Annotated in this window: 6 protein-coding genes; all 6 read left to right on the plus strand. The window is 77.1% G+C overall.

The annotated features are described in order from the left end of the window. The first annotated feature begins 376 nt into the window (after window positions 1–376). On the plus strand, window positions 377–940 hold the full coding sequence (locus GCU69_RS00685) for a D-glycero-alpha-D-manno-heptose-1,7-bisphosphate 7-phosphatase (protein ID WP_235978112.1): 564 nt from the start codon (window positions 377–379) through the stop codon (window positions 938–940). Beyond that, entirely contained in the window at window positions 937–1959 is a 1023-nt protein-coding gene (locus GCU69_RS00690; protein ID WP_156204838.1) for a glycosyltransferase family 9 protein, read from the plus strand. Before GCU69_RS00685 ends, GCU69_RS00690 begins: the two co-directional genes overlap by 4 nt. Next, window positions 1956–2924: a glycosyltransferase gene (locus tag GCU69_RS00695; protein WP_098754265.1), complete on the plus strand. Its 969-nt coding sequence runs from the start codon at window positions 1956–1958 to the stop codon at window positions 2922–2924. The genes GCU69_RS00690 and GCU69_RS00695 overlap by 4 nt, the downstream gene beginning before the upstream one ends. Next, complete coding sequence (locus tag GCU69_RS00700; protein WP_098754266.1) at window positions 2921–4162, plus strand: glycosyltransferase; 1242 nt, start codon at window positions 2921–2923, stop codon at window positions 4160–4162. Before GCU69_RS00695 ends, GCU69_RS00700 begins: the two co-directional genes overlap by 4 nt. A 66-nt stretch (window positions 4163–4228) precedes the next feature. Then, entirely contained in the window at window positions 4229–4933 is a 705-nt protein-coding gene (locus GCU69_RS00705) for a D-sedoheptulose-7-phosphate isomerase (RefSeq protein ID WP_098754267.1), read from the plus strand. A gap of 191 nt (window positions 4934–5124) precedes the next feature. Next, the coding region (locus GCU69_RS00710) for a PfkB family carbohydrate kinase (RefSeq protein WP_235978113.1) at window positions 5125–5602 on the plus strand (478 nt) is incomplete at its 3' end.

Consider the following 5602-nt stretch of genomic DNA (forward strand, 5'->3'; position numbering starts at 1 on the left):
CCCGGCGCCGCCCGGTCCCCGCGCCGGACGCGCCCGCGGCACCAGGGTTCCCCGGTTCCCCGGTTCCGCGACGTGCCGGCCGTGTCGCGGGGTACACGCGACACGCGGAGCCTCCCGCGGGCGGCGGAGCGAGCGGCGGGGAGCGGGACGGACGCCGGGCCGGTGAAGGGCCGGTTTTGAGCCCCTCACCGCGCCGACCTGCGCGGGCCGTCGGCGGAAACCAGCCACTGTGACTCTTTGTGGCGCTTCATGGTGTTTGCGAAGCGACTCTCGGGACACCCGCACGGCCGTGTCGATGATTACAGCGCCACGCGCACCTCATGTCCCGGCCGACGGGCCGTGGCTGTTCGGCCCGCCGGGCTCCGGACAGCCGCCGATGCCGCCCGAAGGCGCGCCGGGCCCGCGGGCCGTCCTGTTCGACCGGGACGGCACGCTGGTGGAGGACGTTCCGTACAACGGCGATCCCGCCCTGGTGCGGCTGATGCCGGAGGTACGGGCCGCGCTGGGCCTGCTGCGGGAGCGCGGCATCGCGACCGGCGTGGTCAGCAACCAGTCCGGGGTCGCCCGCGGACTGCTGTCCCGCAACCAGGTCAAGGCCGTGCAGCTGCGCATCGAGGAACTGCTCGGACCGTTCGGCGTGTGGGCCGTGTGCCCGCACGGGCCCGCGCACGGCTGCCGCTGCCGCAAGCCCGCGCCGGGACTCGTGTACGCGGCCTGCGCGCGGCTCGGCGTACGGCCGCAGGACGCCGTGGTCATCGGCGACATCGGCGCGGACGTCGCCGCCGCACGGGCGGCCGGCGCGCGCGCCGTGCTGGTGCCCACGCCGGTGACCCGCCGCGAGGAGATCGCCGGGGCCCCCGAGCGCGCCGACGACCTGCTCTCGGCGGTACGCGCCGCCCTCGCCCCCGTCTCCGGGTCCGGAGGAGGCGTGTCCATATGACCCGCACCCTGGTCGTCCGCCTCGACAGCGCCGGAGACGTCCTGCTGGCCGGACCGGCGGTCCGCGCCGCCGCGCACGGCTCCTCGTACACCGCGATGCTGTGCGGCCCGGCCGGCGAGCAGGCGGCCCGGCTGCTGCCCGGCGTGGACGAGGTGCTCGTGCACGACGCGCCGTGGGTCGGGCTGGAACCGCCGCCGGTGCGCCGGGGGGACACGGAGGCGCTCGTCGACGCCGTCGCCGGGCACCGGTTCGACCGGGCGCTGATCCTGGCCTCGTACCACCAGAGTCCGCTGCCCGCCGCCCTGCTGCTGCGGATGGCCGGGGTCGGCTGGATCGGCGCCGACAGCGAGCACTACCCGGGCGCGCTGCTCGACCTCCGGCACCGGCGGGACCCGGGGCAGCACGAGGCGCGGGCCGCGCTCGCGCTCGCTGAGGCCGCCGGGTACGCCCTGCCGCCCGGGGACGGCGGCGGGCTGCGGGTCCGCGAGGCGCCCGACACCACACATCTGACGGGCGGCGACCCGTACGTCGTCGTCCACCCCGGCGCCGCCGTGCCCGCCCGTGCCTGGAGCCCCGAGCGGGCCGCACGTGCCGTCGCCGCGCTGGACGCGGCCGGCCACCGGGTCGTCGTCACCGGGGCCCCGCCCGAGAAGGAGCTGACCGCCCGGGTCGCGGGCGGCTACGGGCTCGACCTCGGCGGCCGCACCGGACTGCACGAGCTGGCCGGAGTGCTGGCCGCCGCCCGGGCCGTCGTCACCGGGAACACCGGCCCGGCCCATCTGACCGCGGCGGTCGGCACCCCCGTCGTCTCGCTGTTCGCCCCTGTCGTCCCGGCCGCGCTGTGGGCGCCGTACGGCGTGCCGCACGTGCTGCTCGGCCGGCAGGACGCGCCCTGCGCCGGGAGCCGCGCCCGCGTGTGCCCCGTGCCGGGCCATCCCTGCCTCGACTCGGTGACCGACGCCGAGGTCGTGGCCGCCGTCACCGAACTGACCTCCGCGGACCGGGAGATGACCGCATGAACATCCTGCTCTGGCATGTGCACGGATCGTGGACGACCGCCTTCGTCCAGGGGCCGCACACCTATCTGGTGCCGGTGCTGCCCGACCGGGGCGAGGACGGCCGGGGCCGCGCCGAGACCTGGTCCTGGCCGGAGTCGGTACAAGAACGCACCCCGGAGCAGCTGCGGGACGAGCCCGTCGACCTCGTCGTCCTGCAACGGCCGCACGAGGCGGAGCTGGCCGAACGCTGGCTCGGCGGACGGCGGCCCGGCCGGGACGTGCCCGCGGTCTACCTGGAGCACAACGCCCCCGACGGCGACGTGCCCGGCACCCGCCATCCGGCGGCCGGCCGCGACGACCTGACCCTGGTCCACGTCACCCACTTCAACCGGCTGTTCTGGGACAACGGCTCCACCCGCACCGCCGTGATCGAACACGGCATCGTCGACCCCGGCCACCGCTACACCGGCCGGCTCGCCCGCGCGGCCGTCGTCGTCAACGAGCCCGTACGCCGCGGCCGCCACACCGGTACGGACCTGCTGCCCGCGCTCAGCGAGGCCGCGCCGCTCGACGTCTTCGGCATGCGCACCGAAGGGCTCGCCGCGCACCTCGGGCTCCCGGAGGACCGCTGCCGCAGCCGCGACCTGCCGCAGGGCGAACTCCACCCGGCGATGGCCGAGCGCCGGCTCTACCTGCACCCCGTGCGCTGGACCTCCCTCGGGCTGTCCCTGCTGGAGGCCATGCACCTGGGCATGCCGGTGGTCGCCCTGGCCGCCACCGAGGCCGTCGAGGCGGTCCCCGCCGGGACCGGGGTGATCTCCACCCGTCCCGAAGAACTCGCCCGCGCCGCACGCCACTACCTGAACGAACCGCAAGCAGCCGCCGAGGACGGTGCCCGGGCGCGCACCGCGGCCCTCGAACGCTACGGCCTCAAACGCTTCCTGAACGACTGGGAGCAGCTGATGGAGGAGGTGACCCGAGGATGACGTACCCCGAGCGGAACGACGGCCTCGCCGTCGCACTCGTCTCCGAGCACGCCAGCCCGCTGGCCGTACTCGGCGGCGTCGACGCGGGCGGACAGAACGTCCATGTCGCACATCTGGCAGGGGCCCTGGCCGACCGCGGCCACCGGGTCACCGTGTACACCCGGCGGGACGACCCCGGGCTGCCCGAACGGGTGCCGCTGCGTCCCGGCGTCGAGGTCTGCCACGTACCGGCGGGGCCCGCCAGGGAACTGCCCAAGGACGAGTTGCTGCCGCACATGCCGGCCTTCGGCCGCTTCCTCGCGCGGGCCTGGGAACTCGATCCGCCCGACCTGGCGCACTCCCACTTCTGGATGTCCGGCCTCGCCTCGCTCCAGGCGGCCCGCGAGACCGGGCTGCCGCTCGCCCACACCTACCACGCGCTGGGCACCGTGAAGCGGCGCCACCAGGGTGACGCCGACACCAGCCCGGCCGCCCGCGTCCTGCTGGAGACCGAGGTGGGCGAGGGCTGCGACCGGATCATCGCCACCTGCCGCGACGAGGTCGCCGAGCTGGCGGCCATGGGCGTCTCCACGGCCCGGACCTCCGTCGTGCCGTGCGGCGTCGACACCGGGCGGTTCACCCCCGACGGGCCGGTCGCGCCTCGCGGGCCGCTGCCGCACCGGCTGCTGCAGATCGGCCGGCTCGTGCCCCGCAAGGGCGCCGCGGTGTCCATCGCCGCGCTCGCCGAACTGCCCGACGCGGAACTCGTCGTCGCGGGCGGTCCGCCCGCGGAGCGGCTCGCCGGCGACCCCGAGGTCCGCCGACTGCGCGCGCTCGCGCGGGAGGCCGGTGTCGCCGACCGGGTGCGGTTCACCGGCGGCGTGCCGCCCGAGGACGTACCGGCCCTGCTGCGCAGCGCCGACCTCGTGCTCTGCCCGGCGGACTACGAACCGTTCGGCATCGTGCCGCTGGAGGCCATGGCCTGCGGCACCCCCGTCGTCGCCAGCGCCGTCGGCGGCCAGCAGGACACCGTCGCCGACCCGGGCACCGGACGCCTGGTTCCGCCCCGGGACCCGGCCGCGCTCGCCGCGGCGGTCGCGGGCCTGCTCGGCAACCCGGAGGCGCGCGAGGCGTGTTCGCTCGCGGGCCGGCGCCGGGTCCTCATCCGCTACGGCTGGCACCGCGTCGCCGCCGCCACCGAGGCCGTCTACCGCGACGTGCTCGCCAGGCGCCCCGCCGCGGTGACCGGGGCCGCCTGAACCGCCGGCGCGCCGGGCGCCCCGCGTGCCCGCCTGCCGTAAGCAACCGTTCGTCGAAGGAGCGTCATGACCGACTCACTGCGGGCAGCCCGCGAGCACTGCCAGTCCCTCCAGGACGCGCTGGGCATGCTCCGCGAACGCGACCTGGGACAGATCACCGCGTGGGGCCGGCACCTCGCCGCCGTACTGCCCGTCGGCGGGCGGCTGCTCGTCGCGGGCAACGGCGGCAGCGCGGCGCAGGCCCAGCACCTCACGGCCGAACTCGTCGGCCGCTACCAGCGGGAACGGCCCGCGTACTCGGCCATCGCGCTGCACGCGGACACCTCCAGCGTCACCGCCATCGGCAACGACTACGGCTTCGACGAGCTGTACGCCCGCCAGGTCGCGGCGCACGGCCGCCCCGGCGACGTGCTCGTGCTGATGTCGACCTCCGGGCGCAGCCCCAACCTGCTCGCCGCCGCCGACACCGGGCGCGCCGCCGAGCTGCGGGTCTGGGCGATGACCGGACCCCGGCCCAATCCGCTGGCGTCCCGCGCCGACGAGGCGCTGAGCATCGACGCCGACAGCACGGCGACCGTCCAGGAAGCGCACCTGGTGGCGCTGCACCTGCTCTGCGAGGCGTTCGACGCCGTGGTGGACGACCCCGGTGCGGCGGTGGCGGGGGTCGCGGGCGGTGCCGGTGCCACCGGGCCCGCGGAGAGGCCCCGCACGGCCGCCGGACCCGCGGAGAGCGCCCGTACGGCCGTCCGGGGGTGGCGGGACATCGCGTGACACCGGCCGGACGCCGCGTGCCACCGGCCGTCCCGGCGGAACACGCCGGGTGCCGGGGCGGCCGCCCCGCCCGCCGGGTCCGTCCCTTCCCGGCAGACCGGCACACGGCACACCGGCACACCCGCACACCGCCAACCGCCGCCCGGCCCCGGCACCGCGCCGGCCGGCGGCACCGGACCACGGAGGTGACCATGAACGCCCGTCAGCCCCTCGTCGTCGTCGGCGACGTGCTCCTGGACCGGGACCTCGACGGCACGGCGGAACGGCTCGCGCCCGACGCCCCCGCACCGGTCGTGGACCTCGCCGACGACCGCAGCCGGCCCGGTGGCGCCGGGCTCGCCGCCGTCCTCGCCGCCCGGGACGGGCGTGACGTCGTGCTCGTCACCGCGCTCGGCGACGACGACGCCAGCCGCACCGTGCGCGCCGCGCTCGCGGACCGCGTACGCCTCGTCGAACTCCCCCTCGACGGCTCGCTGCCCGAGAAGACCCGGGTCTGCGCCGGCGGCCGGCCGCTGGTGCGGATCGACCGCGGCGGCGGCACCCCCGGCCGGCCGGACGAGAGCGTGCTCCGCGCCGTCCGCGCCGCCCTGGGCCGGGCGCACGCCGTCCTGGTGGCCGACTACGGCCGGGGCACGGCGGCCGCCCTGCGCACCGAACTGACCGCCGCCG

The organism is Streptomyces lycii (assembly GCF_009735685.1).
GTDB classification, from domain to species: Bacteria; Actinomycetota; Actinomycetes; order Streptomycetales; family Streptomycetaceae; genus Streptomyces; species Streptomyces lycii.